Consider the following 18568-nt stretch of genomic DNA (forward strand, 5'->3'; position numbering starts at 1 on the left):
CCTTCGGTGACTTCGTCGCGCTCGACGACGTCACCGTCTCGCTGCCCACCGGTCAGCTCACCGCCCTCCTCGGCCCGTCGGGCGGCGGCAAGTCCACGCTGCTGCGGATCATCGCGGGGCTCGACACCGCCGACACCGGCACCGTGACCATCGAGGGCCGGGAGGCCACGAACCTGCCGGCGCGCAAGCGCAACGTGGGCTTCGTCTTCCAGCACGACGCGGTGTTCAAGCACATGTCGGTGGCCAAGAACGTCGCCTTCGGCCTCGAGATCCGCAAGCGGCCCAAGGCCGAGATCGAGAAGCGGGTGTCCGAGCTCCTCGAGCTGGTGCACCTCTCGCAGTTCCGCGACCGGATGCCCTCCCAGCTCTCCGGTGGCCAGCGGCAGCGCATGGCGCTGGCCCGGGCCCTGGCCGTGGAGCCGAGCGTCCTCCTGCTCGACGAGCCGTTCGGCGCGCTCGACGCGAAGGTGCGCAAGGAGCTGCGCGACTGGCTGCGCCGACTGCACGACGAGGTGCACACCACCACGATCTTCGTGACCCACGACCAGGAGGAGGCCCTCGAGGTCGCCGACGAGATCGTGGTCATCAACGACGGCCGGGTCGAGCAGGTCGGCAGCCCCGACCAGCTCTACGACGAGCCGGCCAACGACTTCGTCATGAGGTTCCTCGGTGAGGTCACCGAGCTCGGTGGGACCGTCCTGCGGCCTCACGACGTCGAGGTCGCGCGCTCCCCGCAGCTGGCGGGCGCCGTCGAGGGCACGGTGTCGCGCGTGCTGCGCGTGGGCTTCGAGGTGAGGCTCACGGTGCTGACCGTGGACGGCGAGGAGGTGTCGGTCGTCATGACCCGGACCCACTCGCGCTCCTTGGACATCAAGGACGGCGACACGGTCTGGCTCACCCCTGCGGACGGGGCCGCCGTCGTCCCGCGCATGGCTGCTGCGGGGTGACCCGGTGAGCGACGGGGCGGACGTCCCGTGGGGGCCGCCGAGCCACTAGCGTTCGCCCGTGGACACCCCTTCCAAGGACGAGCTCTGGGCGGCGGTCGAGGCCTTCGACGCCGAGGCGGCGGAGCACGCCATCCCAAGCTCTTCTGGGACATGCCCCTGTCGGGGGCCGTGGCCGGTGTCGTGCTGCCGTTCCTCCGCGAGGTCGGCGACCGGTGGGAGGCGGGCACGCTGTCGGTGGCGCACGAGCACTTCGTGAGCGAGATGCTGCGGCGCAAGCTGTCGGCGCTGTCGTCGTTGCCGCTGCAGCACGGGCTCGACGACGCGTCGGCTCCGTCCCCTGTCGTGCTCCTCGCCTGCCCTGCGGGCGAGCGCCACGACATGGTGCTGCTGTGCGTGGCGCTGATGCTGCGCGAGCGTGGCGTACGTGCGCGTTTCCTCGGCGCCGACACCCCGATCCCCGCCGTCCTCACCGCAGCCCGCGCCGCGAACGCCGACGCGGTGGTGCTCGCGCCCACGCGCTCGACCGCCTTCAGCGCGCAGGCCACCACGTTTCTTCGCATGTCGCAGGACCACGCGCTCTACATCGCCGGTCGGGGTGCCAGTGAGCAGGTCGCGGCGGAGATCGGCGCCACCGCCCTGCCGGACGACCCGGTGCGCGCCGTGGTGTTCCTCGTCGGCGCGCTGGGCGAGCTCAGCGGCCGTTGGTGAAATCGGAGCCCAGAGGGGTGAGGTGCGCACTCTGGCTCCACGGCTAGCGTCCCCGTGTCCAGTTTCGCGAACCAAGGGGGACCTCCATGAATGCCAGCCCGTCCGAAGGACTTTCCGCCGCCGAGCTCGAGGCGGAGAGCGCGACGGCTCTCCCGGACAAGGAGGTCGTCTCGGTCCTCGACCTCAATGCCGACCTCGACCTCGCGATCGACGCCGCCGCCCCGATCGACCTGGCGGTCGCTGCCAATGCCAACGTGGCCGCCCCCATTGACGCCGCAGTCGGCGCCAACATCCTTTCCGAGGGCTCGACCGCTCAGGCGCTGTCCGACCAGGGCGTCATGATCAACCAGGACATCACCGCCGACGCCACGGCCGAGTCCACGCAGGACAGCAGCATCGAGCAGGGCGCCACCCCGGGCACCGAGTCCACGACCGGTGCCGAGACGCCTGACGCGCCCGTCGCTGCCACGGCTGCGAGTGACTCCTCCGACGCCACCGATGGCCTTGGCGGTGTGACGGACGGCGTGACTGACGGGGTGAGCGGGGCCACCGATGGTCTCGGCGGCGTGACGGACGGGGTGACGGACGGGGTGACCGACGGCGTGTCGGACGGCGTGACCGACGGCGTGACGGACGGCGTGACGGACGGCGTGACGGACGGGGTGACCGACGGCGTGACGGACGGGGTGACGGACGGGGTGACGGACGGCGTCGGTGGGGTGACCGATGGTCTCAGCGGGTTCGGGGACGGCAACCTGCTCAACGTCAACGTCGACCTGGCCGCGGATGCCGACATCACGGCCCCGATCAACGGCGCAGTGGCGGCCAACGCCAATGTGGCTGCTCCGATCGACGCAGCCGTGGCGGCGAACATCGGGTCGATCGACAGCAACGCCGTCGCCGTCTCCCAGCAGGACGCGATCATCAACCAGAGCATCGAGGGCGAGGCGTCCGCGAGTGCTGACCAGGCCTCCGACATCTCACAGGCTGACCAGCCCCAGCCCCAGCCGTGACCGAGGCAACCTCGCCCCCGGTCGCCGGTACGACCGGCGTCGGGGGCGTCGGGCCGCCCGCACGCGCTGACGGGATCGTCCTGATCGGCGAGATGCAGGGGTCCGGCTACCGCACGCCACCCGCCCTCGCCCGCAGGGCCGACGGACAGACCGTCCAGCTCACGCCTCTGCTGTACGCCACCCTGTCGGCCCTCGACGGCCGGCGCTCCTATGCCGACATCGCCTCGGTCGTCGCGCAGGAGACCGGCAAGCCCGTGTCGGAGGACAACGCCCGCGAGCTGGTGGACAAGCTGCGTCCGATGGGACTGGCCGTCCGTGAGGACGGCTCGGCACCCGACCTCCGGCGCAGCAACCCACTGCTGGGCCTGCGCTTCAAGCTCGCGGTCACGGATGAGGAGAAGACCCGGCGGATCACCACACCCTTCGCCGCCCTGTTCAACCTGGGTGTCGTACTCCCGGTTCTTGCAGTGTTCGGCTGGATCACGTGGTGGGTGCTCTTCGACAAGGGTCTGGCCTCCGCCACCCACGAGGCCTTCGCCCGCCCCGGCCTGCTGCTCGCCGTCCTCGCCATCACCGTCCTGTCCGCGGGTTTCCACGAGTTCGGCCACGCCGCCGCCGCCCGCCGTGGCGGTGCCGTTCCGGGCGTGATGGGGGCCGGGCTCTATCTCGTGTGGCCGGCGTTCTACACCGACGTCACCGACTCGTACCGCCTCGGTCGGGCAGGCCGACTGCGCACCGACCTCGGAGGCCTCTACTTCAATGCGATCGTTGCCGTCGCCACAGCGGGCGTGTGGTGGGCGACCAGGTACGACGCGATCCTGCTGCTGGTGGCGACGCAGATGCTCCAGATGCTCCGACAGCTCCTGCCCTTCGTTCGCTTCGACGGCTACCACGTGCTGGCCGACCTGACCGGAGTTCCCGACCTGTTCCAGCGGATCGGACCGATCCTCCGCAGCATGGTCCCCTGGCGTCCCACGCATCCGGAGGCCAGGGCGCTGAAGCCCTGGGCCCGCGTGGTGGTCACGGCGTGGGTGCTGACCGTGGTGCCGGTCCTCCTCGGTGTCACGGTGATGATGATCGTGACCCTGCCGCGGCTCGTCGGCACGGCGTGGGCGGGCGCTCGCGCCCAGCAGGAGCAGATGGCGCTCGCGTTCGGCGACGGCGACCTGGTGGGTGCGGTGGCGCGTGGCCTCGCCGCGTTGATCGTGCTGCTGCCGATCGCTGCCACTGCCTACGTCCTCGTCCGCGTGCTCCGTCAGGTGGGCGTGGCCGCGTGGCGACGCACCGACGGCAAGCCGTTGAGGCGCGCCGTCGCCGGGCTCACCGCTCTCGCGATCCTGGCCGGACTGGCCGTCGCCTGGTGGCCGTCCCCCGACCGCTACCGACCGATCCAGGCGTACGAGTCCGGCACTCTCACGAGCGTGCTGCCCGGGACGGGCTCCCGGACCGGTGTGGACGTCGGCAGCGAGGGCGTCGGCACGGTGATGTGGCCGGACGACACTGCGCTGCCCACCCGCGACGCGCCACAGCTCGCCACGGTGCTGATCCCCGACGACGGCACCGCCACGGTCGAGCAGATCCCGACGACCGGACGACCGGACCCCACCGCGTCCGAGACGGCAGCGACCGAGGACACGCCCACTCCTGCTCCGGAGGAGCCGGAGACGGGGGATGGGGACGTCGGGACGCCCCCCACTGGGACCGAACCCGACACCTGGATCTTCCCGTTCGACGAGCCCTTGGCACCGGGTGAGGGCGACACACAGGCGCTGTCGGTCAACACCACCGATGACACCGCCACCTACGCGGTGGCCTTCGCGTTGGTCTGGGCCGACGGTGAGGAGCCCGTCGACAACACCAACGAGGCGTTTGCCGCCGCAAGCTGCGACAACTGCGCTGCGGTCTCCGTCGCCTTCCAGGTCGTGCTCGTGGTCGGCGATGCGAACGTCGCCGTCCCACAGAACTTGTCCGTGGCCGTCAACTACGAATGCACCAGCTGTCTGACCTACGCGCTCGCGGTCCAGCTCTTCGTGACGCTCGACGGACCGCTCGGTGACGACGCGATCGCCCAGGTCGAGGCGCTGTGGCAGCAGATCGCGGCGTACGGCGCCACCATCGCCCAGGTGCCGCTCGGCGAGATCCAGACCCAGCTCACGGCGTACGAGCAACAGATCCTCGACATCATCGAGGAGGACCAAGGACCGCTGAGCGAGCCCACGGAGTCGACCTCGCCCGCTCCCGGCGACGAGACGACGACAGCCACGCCGACCGACTCGCCGACCGACTCGCCGACCGACTCGCCCACCGAGTCGCCGAGCGAGTCACCGGTCGCGCCGTCGGAGACGACCTCGCCCACGCCGAGCCCCACCGCACCGTCGGAGACGAGCTCTCCGACACCGAGCCCGACCGGGAGCGCGTCCCCCAGCCCTTCGAGCGACACCACCTGAGGAGCTCCGTCGCGCCGGGCTCGATCGGCTCCGGCCGCTCCGAGGCATGGGGATGGTCTCTGCTCGTGACAACGATCTCCCGGAGGGCCGGTGACGGTTTCCACCGACTGGTCCAGCGCAAGCGGAGCCTCCCAGTCCGGATGACCCGGTGGCCCGCCCGTCGCACCCCACGGAACGGCGGGCGGGGGTCTCCGTGGATCCACTTGAACAACTGTTGGGACCGGGCGGGTTGCGCGACCCACTCCGAAGCAGAACCACCCCGTCGCGTCATCGCCGGGGGGTGGTCTTGCGCTGTCGGGAACACCAGGCACCGCACAGGCTCACAGGCGCGCACAGCTCTGATCGGACGAGAAGCCGTCCCCGCGACGGCCGGAGTGGTCATTGCGCTGGCGAGCGTGAACCGGGCCGATCAGGTCGAGCGGGGCAACGCATCCCCTGGTCCACCCACAGCTCCACGCTGATCCATCCCCCAGGCTCGAGACAGGCAACAGCGATCCGACGGCTGTAGTGGCCGTCAACCTGTCGCCAGCCAAGGAGCAGCGCGGCTTGTCGTCCGTGGGGGCCGTCGTACCAGCGATGACGGATCGGTGGGGGTGGTGCGGTGACCGGCGAGCTCAGCGGTAGTTCGTGAACTGCACGGCGAAGTCGTAGTCCTGCGACTTCACCAGCTGCTGGACCGCCTGCAGGTCGTCGCGCTTCTTCGACGAGACGCGCAGCTCCTCGCCCTGCACCTGCGCCTTGACGCCCTTCGGGCCCTCGTCGCGGATCAGCTTGCCGATCTTCTTGGCGTCCTCGGAGGTGATGCCCTCCTTGAGCACGATGTCGATCTTGGACACCTGGCCGGACTGGCGCGGCTCGGAGGCATCGAGGATCTTCAGGCTCTGGTCGCGCTTGATGAGCTTGTCCTGGAAGACGCTGAGCACGGCGCTGGCGCGGTCGTCGGCGGACGCGGTGATCTCGATCGCCTTCTCGCCCTTCCACTCGATCGACGCGCCGGTGCCCTTGAAGTCGAAACGAGTGGCGATCTCGCGAGCCGCCTGGCTCAGGGCGTTGTCGACCTCCTGGCGGTCCAGCTTGCTCACGATGTCGAAGCTCGAGTCAGCCATGGTGTTGCCTCCTTCATGGGGCTGCCGGGGTGCCCCGGCGATTCGTAGCGGTGTCTCTGCCTTGCTATTGTTCCGCACGGCCCGGCAGGTTGCCCGAGCGGCCAAAGGGAGCTGACTGTAAATCAGCCGGCAACGCCTACAGAGGTTCGAATCCTCTACCTGCCACACCACACTCCCGGACTCGCAGCGCGAGTCCGGGAGTGGCCATTTCTTGACCGCCGCCCCGGAGTCTGCGTGACTTCACGGGTGATCGCGCTCCCCTCCCCGATGCCGGTGGGGCCCACGGACGACTGGCTCGACGCCGAGTGCCGGCGCCTCCTCGACTTCGGCCGCCGGATCGCGCACCCGGTCGGCGGTGCCGCGTGGCTCGACGACACCGGCGCCCCCGACCTCGGCCGCCCGGTCCACACCTGGATCACCAGCCGCACGGTCCACGTCTACGGCCTCGGCACCCTGCTCGGCGTGGAGGGCTGCGCGTCCGTCGCGACCGCGGCGCTCGAGGGCCTGCGTACGACGCTGCACGACGACCGGCACGGCGGTTGGTTCGGGGCCGTCGGCGCCGACGGCACGCCCGACGGCGAGACCGGCAAGTCCTGCTACGCCCACGCCTTCGTGATGCTCGCCGGTGCCACCGGCGTCACCGCCGGGCTGCCCGGTGCGGACGACCTCCTCGTCGAGGCCACGGAGGTCTTCGTGCGGCACTTCTGGGACGAGCAGGCCGGGCTGGTCCTCGACGAGTGGGACCGGGAGTGGACCGCCCCGGTGCCCTACCGCGGCCTCAACGCGGCGATGCACTCCGTCGAGGCGATGCTGGCGGTGGGCGACGTGACGGGAGAGCGCGTCTGGCACGAGCGAGCCGGCAGGATCTCGGAGCTCACGACCCGGCTCGCGGCGTCGTACGACGGCCGGCTCCCCGAGCACTTCGGGCCGGACTGGACGCCCGACCTCGAGCTCAACCGGGACCGCCCCGACGACCCCTTCAAGCCGTTCGGCGCCACCGTCGGCCACGGCCTCGAGTGGTCGCGCCTGCTGCTGCACGTCGAGGCCGCGCTGGGCGACGCGGCCCCGCCCGGCCTGCTCGCCACCTCGCGCGTCCTCTTCGACCGGGCGGTGGCCGACGGCTGGCACGTCGACGGCGAGCCGGGCTTCGTCTACACGACCGACTGGGACGGCGTCCCGGTGGTGCGCGAGCGCATGCACTGGGTGGCGGCCGAGGGCATCGCGGCCGCGACGGCACTCCACCGGCGCACGGGGGAGGGCGCCTTCGCGGAGCAGTACGCCGCCTGGTGGCGCTACGTCGTCGAGCACCTGCGCGACGTCGAGCACGGCTCCTGGCACCACGAGCTCGACGCCGCCAACCGGCCGCAGGCGGCGGTGTGGCCTGGCAAGCCGGACCTCTACCACGCCGTGCAGGCGACCCTGCTCCCGCGACTCCCGCTGGCCCCGGGTCTCGCCCGGGCGGTGGCGCTGTCGGCCCGCGCGTGACCAGCGGCATGATGGGGACCATGACGGACGCACAGCCGCGGGTCCTCGTCGTCGGCGAGGCGCTGGTCGACGTCGTGCCGGACCGCGACGGGAACCCCCAGGACCTGCCCGGTGGCAGTCCCGCCAACGTGGCGATCACGCTGGGCCGGCTCGGCCACGACGTCCACCTGGTGACGGTGCTCGGCGACGACGCCCGTGGCCGGCTCGTGCGCTCCTGGCTGGAGGCGAGCCGGGTGACGGTGCTCGCGCAGCAGCCGGGCAGCGGACGGACGTCGAGCGCGGCCGTGACGCTCGACGAGTCCGGCGCCGCGACCTACGACTTCGACCTCGCCTGGGACCTCGGCGAGGTGCCGCGGCAGGACTGCGACGTCTTCCACGTCGGCTCGATCGCGACGGTGCTCGCCCCCGGTGCCGACGTCGTCCTGGAGGCGGTGCGGAGCCACCACGGGCGGGCCCTGGTCTCGCTCGACCCCAACGCCCGCCCGGCCCTCACCCCCGACCACCCGGCCGCGGTCGCCCGGGTCGAGGAGCTGGTCGGACTCTCCGGGGTCGTCAAGGTCAGCGACGAGGACCTCGAGTGGCTCTTCCCCGACGTCGACCCCGTGGCCACCGCGACCCGTTGGGCGACGCGGGGCCCCGGTCTCGTCGTGGTCACCCGCGGCGGTGACGGCGCGGTCGCCGTACGCCCCGACGGCACCACGCTGGAGGTGCCCGGCGTCCCCGTGGTGGTCGCCGACACGGTCGGCGCGGGCGACACCTTCAGCGGGGTCCTCATCGACACCCTCCTCGCCCTCGGTGTCAGCGGCCCCGGTGGTGCCGATGCGCTGCGGGCGCTCTCCGACCGGGACGTCCTCGACGTCGTGACGACCGCGGCGATCGGTGCCGCGGTCACCGTCTCGCGCCCCGGCGCGGACCCGCCCGACCGCGCCGAGCTCACCGCCGCCCTGGGCGGCGCCGGAGCGCGCGAGGGGTGAGTGCCGAGCAGATCCACGACATCGGCAGGCGGCGGGCGTGGGTGATCTGGCTGGTTGCACTCGCGGTCTACGTCCTGGCCGTGTTCCACCGCAGCTCCCTGGGCGTCGCGGGCATCATCGCGTCCGACCGCTTCCACATCAGCGCCACCAGCCTGGCGACGTTCACCGTGCTCCAGCTCGTCGTGTACGCCGGCATGCAGGTGCCGGTGGGTGTGCTGCTGGACCGCTTCGGCTCGCGCGCGATGCTGGTCTGCGGCCTCGTGCTGATGACGGCCGGGCAGCTCGGCTTCGCCTTCTCCGGGTCCTTCACCGGTGCCGTCCTGTCCCGCGCGGTCGTGGGCGCCGGCGACGCGATGGTCTTCGTCAGCGCCATCCGCCTCGTCACCGCGTGGTTCCTCGTGCGACAGGCACCGATGGTCACCCAGCTGACGGGCCTGTCCGGGCAGCTCGGCGCCATCGCCGCGGCCGGCCCCCTGGCGTACCTCCTGCACACGCTCGGCTGGACCCGCGCGTTCGCGCTGACCTCGAGCCTCGGCGTGGTCCTGCTGGTCGCGGTGCTGCTGGTGGTCAAGGACTCGCCCTACCGCCGCGACGACGTGGTGGCGATCAAGCTGCGCGCGCTCGCCGGGTCGGTCCGCACGGTCTGGGGCAACCCCGGCACGCGGCTGGGCATGTGGTCCCACTTCGCCTCACAGTTCTCCGCGACGGTCTTCACGCTGCTGTGGGGCTACCCGTTCCTCGTCCAGGGACTCGGCTGGACCCCGACCGGGGCGAGCACGCTGCTGATGGCGATGACGGCCTGGGCCGTGGTCAGCGGACTCGCCCTCGCCCGGCTGGTGTCGCGGCTGCCCTACTACCGCTCGTGGATCGTGGTCGGCGTCGTCCTCGCCATGGTGGTGCCGTGGACCGCCGTGCTGCTGTGGCCCGGTGCGGCACCGGACTGGCTCGTCGTCGTGATGGCCTTCGCCACGGCCAGCGGGGGGCCGGCCGCGATGGTGGCCTTCGACCTGGCGCGGTCCTTCACCCCGGCGCACGAGACCGGCCGTGCGAACGGCCTGATCAACGTCGGCGGCTTCACCGCCTCGCTTCTCACCATGGCGCTGATAGGGATCGTGCTCGACCTCTCCAACCCCGGCGGCATGGACGCCTACACGCTGCACGACTTCAAGCTCGCCCTCGCGGTGCAGTACCTCTTCTGGGCCCTCGGCATCGTCCAGGTGCTGCGCTACCGCCGGCGCGGGCTGGCCCACCTCGCCCGGGTCCACCCGGGCTCCGTCGAGCAGATGAAGGCCGGCGATCCGTTCGTCCACCCGGGGATCGGGACCGAGGGCGTCTAGCCGACCTTCCGGTACTTCCGGTGCATCGTCTGGCGGGTGACGCCGAGGAGCGTCCCGATCTCGGCCCAGCTCAGGCCGGAGTTGCGGGCACGTCGTACGGCGACCTCCTCGCGGCGGGCGAGCTCGCGCTTGGCCTCGCGCACGGCGGCCAGCTCGGGGATGACGCCGTCGCCGTCACCCGTGTGCACTGAGGTCCTCATGGCGTCAGCATATGCTGACAGGGCAAGGCCTAGCCGATCTCGCCGTCCCCGTCGGCGTCGAGGTCGCCGGTCGGGTCCTCGGCCGTGGGGTCCTCGAGGTAGTCGCCGCCCACCGGGTGGCCCTGCCACGACACCATCCTCCAGCCTGCGTCGAAGTCGCCCTCGAGCACGAGGAGCGCGGTGTTGTGCAGCGGCTGGGTCGCGGGCGGTGCGTCGGGGTGCGGCTCCATCCGGGTGGACACCCACGTGCGCAGCGCCGCCCCGTGGCTCACGACCAGGGCCGTGTCGTGACCGGCGTCCACGATCCTGCGGACCGCCGCGTCGAAGCGGGCGAGGAACTCCTCGCCCGTCTCCGCGCCGGGCATCCGGTGGGTCAGGTCGCCCTCCAGCCAGGTCGCGACGCTGCCGATGTAGCCGGCGACGGCGTCGTGGTCGTTGCGCATCTCGAAGTCGCCCGCCGAGATCTCCTCCAGCCCGTCGAGCACCGTCAGGGACAGGCCCCGGTCCTCCGCGGTCGGGGCCGCGGTCTGGTGCGTGCGCACCCGGCTGGAGACGTAGATCGCGTCGAGGGCCTCGCCGTCCAGGGCCTTGCTGGCCGCGACCGCCTGGGCGCGCCCGAGGTCGGTGAGGTCGACGCCGGGGTGGGCGGTGTCCAGCTCCCCGGAGACGTTGGCATGGGTCTGGCCGTGGCGCATCAGGAGCAGTCGCACAGAGGAGTCCTAGCTGTTGAACTGAGAGGTCTTGGACGAGGCCAGCTCGCGCGCCTGCTCGATCGGGACGCCCTCGACGGCCTCGGCGATGTCGGCGCCGACGTGGCTCACCTCGGTGCCCCGCTCGAGCGGGACGAGCGTGTGCACCAGCCGGTCGTCGTAGGCGTGCACCATCGTGAACGCCTGCCCGGCGTCGACGCCCGAGACGAACCGGTCGATCGGTGCGGGGTCTGTGGTGTAGCAGCTGGCCGAGGCCACCGACACCGGCACGCCGGCGAAGGTCGACCACGTCGACAGGTGGAGGTGCCCGGCCAGGATGCCGCGGACGTCGGAGCCGGCGACGACGTCGGCGAGCGCCTGCTGGTCGTGCAGCTCGATGAGCTCGGCCGCCCGGATCATCGGCAGGGGAAGCGGCGGGTGGTGCATCGCGAGCAGGGTGCCGTGCTCGGCCGGCGTGGCCAGCACGTCGGCCAGCCAGGCCAGCTGCTCGGGCCGGAGCTCGCCGTGGTGGTAGCCGGGCACGCTCGTGTCGAGGGCGACGATCCGCAGCCCGTCCACCTCGTGCACCCGGTCCTGGAAGCCCTCGTCGTCGGAGTCGAAGAGGCCGCTCGCGAAGGGCGCCCGCTCGTCGTGGTTGCCCATCGTCCAGACGACGGTCGCGCCCATCTCGGCGGCCGCCGGCTCCACGATCGAGCGCAGGGTCGCGTAGGCGTCGGGCTCCGCCCGGTCGGCGAGGTCGCCGGTGAAGACGAGCGCCTGCGGGGCGAGTCGTACGGCGGCGAGCCGGTCGAGCGCGCGGCGGAGGTTGGCGACGTTGTCGATCACGCCGTGGTGCAGGCCGCCACCGCCGATCAGGTGCGGGTCGGAGAGGTGCGCGATGGCATGCCGCGGGGCGGCGTACTGGCCGAGCTGCTTCACGGCCCCAGCCTAGGACCCGGCCCGACCCGGTCAGTGGTCGGTCAGCGGGCCGGCAGGATCCGCCCGGTGACCTCGCCGAGGCTGATGCGGCCACCGCCGGTGCCGGGCGCGGAGTAGCGCAGCGTCACCTCGTCGCCGTCCTCGAGGAAGGTCCGCTCGCGACCGGCCACGGTGAAGGGCTCCTTGCCACCCCAGCTCAGCTCGAGCAGCGAGCCGCGCTGGTCGCGGTCGGGGCCCGACACGGTGCCCGAGCCCCACAGGTCGCCGGTGCGGACGCTGGCGCCGTTGACCGTCGTGTGGGCCAGCATCTGGGCCGGCGACCAGTACATGGTGCGGTAGGGCGGACGCGCGACCACCTCGCCGTCGAGCACCACCTCGACCTCGATGTCGAGGCCCGCGGGGCCGTCGACGCGCAGGTAGTCGAGCACCTCCGGGTGGTCCTGTCCGGGCAGGTCGGTCCACGCCGCACCGAGCGCGGCGAGCGGGGTGACCCACGCGCTGATCGAGGTGGCGAAGGACTTGCCGAGGAACGGGCCGAGCGGGACGTACTCCCAGGCCTGGATGTCCCGCGCCGACCAGTCGTTGAGGCCCACGACGCCGAAGGTGTGCCGGGCGAAGTCCGCGGTCGCGACGCGCTCGCCCATCGCCGAGGGGACCCCCACCACGAAGCCGAGCTCGGCCTCGATGTCGAGGCGCGTCGAGGGGCCGTACGTCGGCAGGTCGGCGTCGGGAGCCTTGCGCTGGCCGCACGGTCGCACCACGTCGGTCCCGGAGACCACGACGGTGCCCGAGCGGCCGTGGTAGCCGACGGGGAGGTTCCTCCAGTTGGGCAGCAGCGGCTCCTGGTCGGGCCGGAACATCCGGCCGACGTTGGACGCGTGGTGCTCGGAGGCGTAGAAGTCGACGTAGTCGCCCACGGTGAAGGGCATCAGCATGGTGACCGAGTCGACGGGCGCCAGGGCCGGCTCCACGAGGTCGCGCTCGGTCTGGTCGCTCAGGAGGCCGGTGATCCACGCCCGCGTCGAGTCCCACACCACCGGCCCGGCCGCCATGAAGGGGTTGAGCGTGGGCTGGTCGAACAGCTCGTGCGTGTCCACCATGTCGGCGGCGGCGACGATGCTCAGGTCCAGCACCTGGTCGCCGATGCGCACCGCGACCCGTGGGTGCTCCCCGGAGCGGGCGAAGACCCCGAAGGGGAGGTGGTCGACGTCGAAGCCGGAGCCGGCGGCACCGGGCACCCAGGTCTGCGGTGTCGTGCTCATGCGAGCTCCGCCCTGCCCGGGGAGAGAAGTCCCAGGGCGGTCAGGTCGTCGAGGGGCTCGGTCACCGAGCAGGAGCCGAACGAGGTGAACCAGCGGCGGACCGACGGGAGGTCCGTCGCGGCGAGGGCGGCGCCGTCGCGCTGCTCGAGGGCGTCGGTCGCGTCCGCGACGGTGCCGCCGTCCCACAGCACCTGGGTCGCGACCATGACGTTGAGGAAGCCGTGCGTGCCGCCCCCCTCCGGGTCGTGGCGGACCGCCCGGTGCAGGCCCGCGGTGCCCTTGAAGGGAGTCTCGCGGTCGAGGGCCGCATCGATCCACGACGCGACCGTGGCCGCGTCGGGGATGAGGTCGTGGTCGACGTGCCCGAGCCGGAGCTTGAGGCGGTGGCCGCATGCGGCCACCTCGTCGGCGGCGGCCAGCCAGGCCGCGGTGGTCGGCCCGGGGATCTCGACGAAGACCGGCACGTCGACGTCCGCGGCGCGCGCGGCGGCGTCGATGCGGCGTACGTTGCCGACGGGGTCGTCGGCATCGCGCACCGCGATCTCGATCCCCGCCACCTCCAGGCCCAGCCGGGTCGCGGCGCCCAGCGGGCCCGCGATCTGGCCTGCGCCGCCGGTGACGACGACGGACAGCGGGGCGCCGAAGCCGCGCGCCAGCGGCACGTCGGTGTCCCTCAGCACGAAGCTGCCGACGAGGGGGGCGTACGACGTCTCGCCACGCGCCGTCCACGCGGCTGTGGCCTCATGGATGGGGACGTCGCCGGGCGGGAAGATCGCCGCGTCGTCGACGAGGCCGCGCCACAGGTCGGGCCACGGGTCGGGCCACGGGTCGGGCCGCGGGGTGGGATCGACGGGTGCAGGAGGGGGAGCCACGGGACTACTCTAGCCACCAGATAGCGGACATCGACGTCCGATAATCGGATGATTGGAGCGGGCGGATGGCTCACTACCGTGCACTCGGCCGACTGCCTCGCCAGCGCCACACACAGCTGCGCGACGAGGACGGCCACCTCTTCCGCGAGGAGCTGATGGGGGAGGAGGGCTTCTCCTCCGACTCCTCGCTGCTCTACCACCGCGGCGTGCCAAGCGCGATCACCGACAGCCAGGTCTGGGAGCTCCCCGACCAGTCGCGCACGCCCAACCACCCGCTCAAGCCGCGCCACCTCAAGCTCCACGACCTCTTCCCGGCCGGTCAGGGCGCCTGCCCCGTCGAGGGGCGCCGGATGATCCTCGGCAACAACGACGTCCGCATCGGCTACGTCGTGACCGGCACGGAGCCGTCCCCCCTCTACCGCAATGCCATCGGCGACGAGTGCGTCTACGTCGAGGCCGGCACCGGCACGGTCGAGACCGTCTTCGGCGTGGTGCCCTACCGCGCCGGCGACTACGTCCTCGTCCCGCGCGCGACCGACCACCGGTGGGTGCCGGCGGAGCCGTCGCGGCTCTACGCGATCGAGGCCAACAGCCACATCCACCCGCCCAAGCGCTACCTCTCGCGCTTCGGCCAGTTCCTCGAGCACGCGCCCTTCTGCGAGCGCGACCTCCACGGTCCGGCGGAGACGTTCCAGGCGGAGGGCTCCGACGTCGAGGTCCTGGTCAAGCACCGCACCAGTGCCGGGATCGTCGGCACCCGCCTGACCTACGCCACCCACCCGTTCGACGTGGTCGGCTGGGACGGGTGCCTCTATCCCTACACGTTCAACATCGAGGACTACATGCCGATCACCGGCAAGGTCCACCAGCCGCCGCCGGTGCACCAGGTCTTCGAGGGCTGGAACTTCGTGATCTGCAACTTCCTGCCCCGCAAGGTCGACTACCACGACCTCGCGATCCCGGTGCCCTACTACCACTCCAACGTCGACTCCGACGAGGTCATGTTCTACGTCGGCGGCGACTACGAGGCGCGCAAGGGATCGGGCATCAACATCGGCTCGATCAGCCTGCACCCGGGCGGCCACGCGCACGGACCGCAGCCGAGTGCGATCGAGGCCTCCCTCGGCGCCGACTACTTCGACGAGTCGGCCGTCATGGTCGACACGTTCGCCCCGCTGGAGCTCGGCGAGGGCGGCCTGGCCGTCGAGGACCCGGCGTACGCCTGGACCTGGGCGGGCCGCGGTCCGGAGGCCGACGGTGGCGACGGCGGGCCGGCGGTCTTCAGCAACAGCTAGGCGCCCGGGGCAGCGGGCAGCTCCACCGCCACCCGGGACGCCGCCCCCGCCGACCGGTGCGCGGCGACGTACGCCGACCCCACGCAGCACCCCGGGTGCAGCCCTGACGCCGTCAGGACGTCCAGGCGCGCCAGAGGGCGGCGTACTCGCCGTCGAGGTCGACGAGCTCGTGGTGGCTGCCGAGCTCGACGATGCGCCCGTCGATGACGACCGCGATCCGGTCGGCGTCGTGCGCGGTGTGGAGCCGGTGCGCGATCGCGACCACGGTGCGACCCTCCAGCAGGTTGTTCATCGAGCCCTCGAGCGTCCGGGCGGTCCGTGGGTCGATCAGCGAGGTGGCCTCGTCGAGGACCAGCGTGTGCGGGTCGGCGATGATCAGCCGGGCCAGGGCGACCTGCTGGGCCTGCGCCGGGGTCAGGGCGTAGCGGCCCGACCCGATCATCGTGTCGAGGCCCTGCGGCAGGCGCTCCACCCAGAGCAGCGAGCCGACCGCGCTCAGGGCCGCGCGGACCGCGTCGTCGTCGGAGCCCTCGCGTGCCAGCACGATGTTGTCGCGCACCGACCCGATGAAGACGTGGTGCTCCTGGGTGACGAGGGCGACCTCGGTGCGCAGCACCTCCAGCGGGAGGTCGACCAGCTCGACGCCCCCGACGCTCGCGGAGCCCGTCCGAGGGCGGTTGATGCCCGAGAGCAGGCGGCCCAGCGTCGACTTGCCCGACCCGCTGGGCCCGACGATGGCGAGCCGCTCGCCGGGACCGAGGCGGAGGTCGACGCCGTGGAGCACGTCGTGCCCCTCGCGGTAGGCGAAGCGGAGGTCCGCAGCCACGAGGTCGATGCCCTCGGGCAGGCGGTCGCCGGGCGTGCGGTCCGGCCTGACCTCGGCGATGCCCAGCAGCCGGCTCGTGGAGGCGGCGCCGACCTGGAGCCGGTCGATCTCGCCGATCAGCCGGTCGAGGGGGTCGGCCAGCGCCTCGACGTAGAGCACGGCGGCGGTGATCTGGCCGAGGTCGACCCAGCCGCGGGAGTAGGCGTAGGCGCCGACCAGCAGCGTGATCACGCGCGGGGTCTGGAAGGCGAAGTTGAGGGCGGCGAAGAGGATGTTGCGCAGCGACATCGTGTAGCGCTCGGCCTGCGCCGACACCTCGATGTCGGCGTCGCCCGCGCGCACGCGGACGCGGGAGAGGCCCAGCGACTCGAGGGTGCGGGCGCCCTCGACCGTCTCGGTGAGGGTGGTGTTGATGCGGGAGTAGGTGGCGCCCTCGGTGATGTAGCCCTTCGGCGCGCGCCTCAGGTAGGTCCGCACCGCCCAGCCCGACGTCGCGAAGGTGAGCAGCGCGGGCACCGCGAGGACCACGGAGTTGAGCAGCATGGCGCCGACCGAGAGCACCACCGTCAGCAGCGAGATGATCGCCATGGGCAGGCCGAACTGCACCGAGCGGCTCATCGTGCCGACGTCGCGGGTGACGCGGGTGACGAGGTCGCCGGTGCTCGCGCTCTCCACCGCCCCGAGCGGGAGCCGCAGGATGGTGCGGACGATGAACTCGCGGGCCGTCGACAGCAGATCCTGCCCGAACAACGTGGACGTGCGCTGCGCCAGGAACGTGAAGGCGGCCTGCGCCAGCACGACGCCGATGATCACGAGGGCCAGCTGGCCGAGCGGCCGGCCGCCGCCGTCGACGGTGGTGTTGACCAGCTCACCGAGCAGGCGCGGCACGACCAGCCCGGCACCGGCCGCGAGCGCGTTGAGCACGACGAGGGCCGCGAACGCCCTGCGGCGGCTCGCCAGGAGGTCGCGGAAGAACGTCAGCACCTCGCGGTTGCCCGCGACCGGCCAGCCCCGCTCGGGGTTGCGGGAGGCGGTGTAGACGTCCTCTGCGCGCTGCCGTCGTACGTCGTGGCGCTGCCAGAAGGCGCGGACGCGCTCGCGAGGTGTGCCGCTCGTGGGCGGGACGAGCTCGGGCGGCACGACCGGCTCGTCGAGGGTGCGGTCGCGCCAGGTGTCGGGGGAGGTCGCGAGGAGGTCGGTCACGACGGGACCTCCTCGTCGACGTCGTCCAGCGACCTGACCACGACGTCGCGGTAGGCGGGGTCGTGCTCGAGCAGGTGGGCGTGCTCGCCCTCGGCGACGACCTGCCCGTCCTTCAGCAGCACGACCCGGTCGGCGTGGTGCAGCCACAGCGGCGAGACCGTGCACACGACGGTCGTCCGGCCGCGGCGGAGCTCGCTCACCCGCTCGGCGATGCGCGCCTCGGTGTGGGCGTCGACGGCAGACGTCGGCTCGACGAGCACCAGGATCGGTGCGTCGACGGCGATCGCCCGCGCCAGCACGACGCGCTGCCGCTGGCCGCCGGAGAGACCGCGGCCCCGCTCGTCGAGCTGTCCCTGCCAGCCCTCGGGCAGCGCGTCGTAGACGTCCTCGGCGTTGGCCACCCGGAGCGCTGTCTCCGCCTGCTCGCGGGTCAGCCGGCCGTGCGGGTCGATGGCGTCCTGCAGGGTGCCGGCGAAGAGGCTGCTGCCCGTGTCGCTGACCAGCACCTGGCGCCGTACGTCGTCGAGCCGGGCCGCCGACAGGTCCACGCCCCCGAGGCGCACGCCCCACTCGCGCGTCGCCGCCTCCTCGTCGCGGGCGGCGATCCGGGCGCGCCGCCGCTCCCGGTCGGCCCTGGCCAGGCGGGCCGCCCGGCCCTTGAGCGCCTCGCCGTCGTCCTCGCCCACCGGGTCGGTGTCCGGCGCGAGGTAGCGGCCGAGGCGGTCGGCCAGCGCCGAGCTCTGCTCCGGCACGGCGCTGACCACCACGGTGAGCTCGCCCGGGTGGGCGGTGAAGCCGCTGAGGTCGTCGACGATCTCCCGACGCCCGTCGAGCGGCCGCGGGTCGGCGGGCTCGCGCCACGGCGGCCGCTGCTCGAAGATCGCCATCGCCCGGCGTGCGCTCACCAGCGCTCGCGTGGCCTTCTGGGCGAGCTCGAAGAAGGTGCGGATCGGCCCGACCATGAAGAGGCCGTAGCCCAGGAAGCTCACCAGCTGTCCGACCGTCAGCTCGCCCGCGTCGACCTGCCGGGTGCCGAGCCAGACCAGGCTGACGAGGAAGACGCCGGAGAAGAGCACGCCCACGGCCTCGACCGCGGCCTGCCAGATCCCGGAGGAGACACCGGCGCGGCGGGCGGCCTGCGACTGGTCGGCGTAGTTGCGGCCGAAGGTCTCCTCGCCGCCGATCCCGCGCAGGATGCGGAGTCCGGCGACGATGTCGGTGGCCATCGAGGTGAGCTCGGAGTTGCGGCTGCGCTCGCCCTGCTG

Annotated in this window: 16 protein-coding genes and 1 tRNA gene; 9 read left to right on the forward strand and 8 right to left on the reverse strand. The window is 72.4% G+C overall.

Features of this window, described 5'->3' with window-relative positions; translation table 11 throughout:
- The 4 genes from JWN97_RS14050 to JWN97_RS14065 form a co-directional block, all read left to right on the forward strand.
- Positions 1-947: TOBE-like domain-containing protein (locus tag JWN97_RS14050; RefSeq protein ID WP_297623674.1), on the forward strand; the 947-nt coding region annotated here is incomplete at its 5' end.
- A gap of 150 nt (positions 948-1097) precedes the next feature.
- Positions 1098-1655, forward strand: a complete 558-nt coding sequence (locus JWN97_RS14055; protein WP_297623676.1) for a B12-binding domain-containing protein — start codon at positions 1098-1100, stop codon at positions 1653-1655.
- Between the two features lie 86 nt (positions 1656-1741).
- Positions 1742-2668: a hypothetical protein gene (locus JWN97_RS14060; protein ID WP_297623678.1), complete on the forward strand. Its 927-nt coding sequence runs from the start codon at positions 1742-1744 to the stop codon at positions 2666-2668.
- Positions 2665-5115, forward strand: coding sequence for a hypothetical protein (locus tag JWN97_RS14065; RefSeq protein WP_297623679.1), 2451 nt, complete (start codon positions 2665-2667; stop codon positions 5113-5115). Before JWN97_RS14060 ends, JWN97_RS14065 begins: the two co-directional genes overlap by 4 nt.
- A gap of 614 nt (positions 5116-5729) precedes the next feature.
- Here the strand turns inward: JWN97_RS14065 and JWN97_RS14070 are convergent.
- Positions 5730-6221, reverse strand: coding sequence for a YajQ family cyclic di-GMP-binding protein (locus tag JWN97_RS14070; protein ID WP_297623681.1), 492 nt, complete (start codon positions 6219-6221; stop codon positions 5730-5732).
- An 83-nt stretch (positions 6222-6304) separates the two neighbouring features.
- Between JWN97_RS14070 and JWN97_RS14075 the strand changes: the two genes are divergently transcribed.
- From JWN97_RS14075 to JWN97_RS14090, 4 genes are all read left to right on the forward strand, one after another.
- A tRNA-Tyr gene (locus tag JWN97_RS14075) sits at positions 6305-6386 on the forward strand.
- 69 nt (positions 6387-6455) lie between these two features.
- Positions 6456-7706: an AGE family epimerase/isomerase gene (locus tag JWN97_RS14080; RefSeq protein ID WP_297623683.1), complete on the forward strand. Its 1251-nt coding sequence runs from the start codon at positions 6456-6458 to the stop codon at positions 7704-7706.
- Positions 7707-7726: 20 nt separating this feature from the next.
- Complete coding sequence (locus JWN97_RS14085) at positions 7727-8680, forward strand: carbohydrate kinase (RefSeq protein WP_297623685.1); 954 nt, start codon at positions 7727-7729, stop codon at positions 8678-8680.
- A complete protein-coding gene (locus JWN97_RS14090) occupies positions 8677-10017 on the forward strand; it encodes an MFS transporter (RefSeq protein WP_297623687.1) in 1341 nt (446 codons plus the stop codon). Before JWN97_RS14085 ends, JWN97_RS14090 begins: the two co-directional genes overlap by 4 nt.
- Here JWN97_RS14090 and JWN97_RS14095 read toward each other — a convergent pair.
- The 5 genes from JWN97_RS14095 to JWN97_RS14115 are packed head-to-tail and all read right to left on the reverse strand — an operon-like array spanning position 10014 to position 13979.
- Positions 10014-10217, reverse strand: coding sequence for a sigma factor-like helix-turn-helix DNA-binding protein (locus tag JWN97_RS14095; RefSeq protein WP_297623689.1), 204 nt, complete (start codon positions 10215-10217; stop codon positions 10014-10016). The two genes, JWN97_RS14090 and JWN97_RS14095, sit on opposite strands and share 4 nt — an antisense overlap.
- A gap of 29 nt (positions 10218-10246) precedes the next feature.
- Positions 10247-10927, reverse strand: a complete 681-nt coding sequence (locus JWN97_RS14100) for a histidine phosphatase family protein (protein ID WP_297623691.1) — start codon at positions 10925-10927, stop codon at positions 10247-10249.
- A 9-nt stretch (positions 10928-10936) separates the two neighbouring features.
- Complete coding sequence (locus JWN97_RS14105; protein ID WP_297623693.1) at positions 10937-11845, reverse strand: metallophosphoesterase; 909 nt, start codon at positions 11843-11845, stop codon at positions 10937-10939.
- A gap of 41 nt (positions 11846-11886) precedes the next feature.
- A complete protein-coding gene (fahA, locus tag JWN97_RS14110) occupies positions 11887-13107 on the reverse strand; it encodes a fumarylacetoacetase (protein WP_297623695.1) in 1221 nt (406 codons plus the stop codon).
- Positions 13104-13979 carry a hypothetical protein gene (locus JWN97_RS14115; RefSeq protein WP_297623697.1) on the reverse strand — a complete coding sequence of 292 codons (876 nt, stop codon included), beginning with the start codon at positions 13977-13979 and terminating at the stop codon, positions 13104-13106. The genes fahA and JWN97_RS14115 overlap by 4 nt, the downstream gene beginning before the upstream one ends.
- A gap of 65 nt (positions 13980-14044) precedes the next feature.
- On the opposite strand from JWN97_RS14115, the gene JWN97_RS14120 reads away from it, so the two are divergent.
- Entirely contained in the window at positions 14045-15274 is a 1230-nt protein-coding gene (locus tag JWN97_RS14120) for a homogentisate 1,2-dioxygenase domain-containing protein (RefSeq protein ID WP_297623700.1), read from the forward strand.
- A 112-nt stretch (positions 15275-15386) separates the two neighbouring features.
- Here the strand turns inward: JWN97_RS14120 and JWN97_RS14125 are convergent, their stop codons facing one another.
- Complete coding sequence (locus JWN97_RS14125) at positions 15387-17303, reverse strand: ABC transporter ATP-binding protein (RefSeq protein WP_297623703.1); 1917 nt, start codon at positions 17301-17303, stop codon at positions 15387-15389.
- A partial coding sequence (locus tag JWN97_RS14130) for an ABC transporter ATP-binding protein (protein ID WP_297623706.1) occupies positions 17300-18568 on the reverse strand: 1269 nt, incomplete at its 5' end. The genes JWN97_RS14125 and JWN97_RS14130, both read right to left, overlap by 4 nt.

This window comes from Nocardioides sp., assembly GCF_025965415.1.
Taxonomy (GTDB): domain Bacteria; phylum Actinomycetota; class Actinomycetes; order Propionibacteriales; family Nocardioidaceae; genus Nocardioides.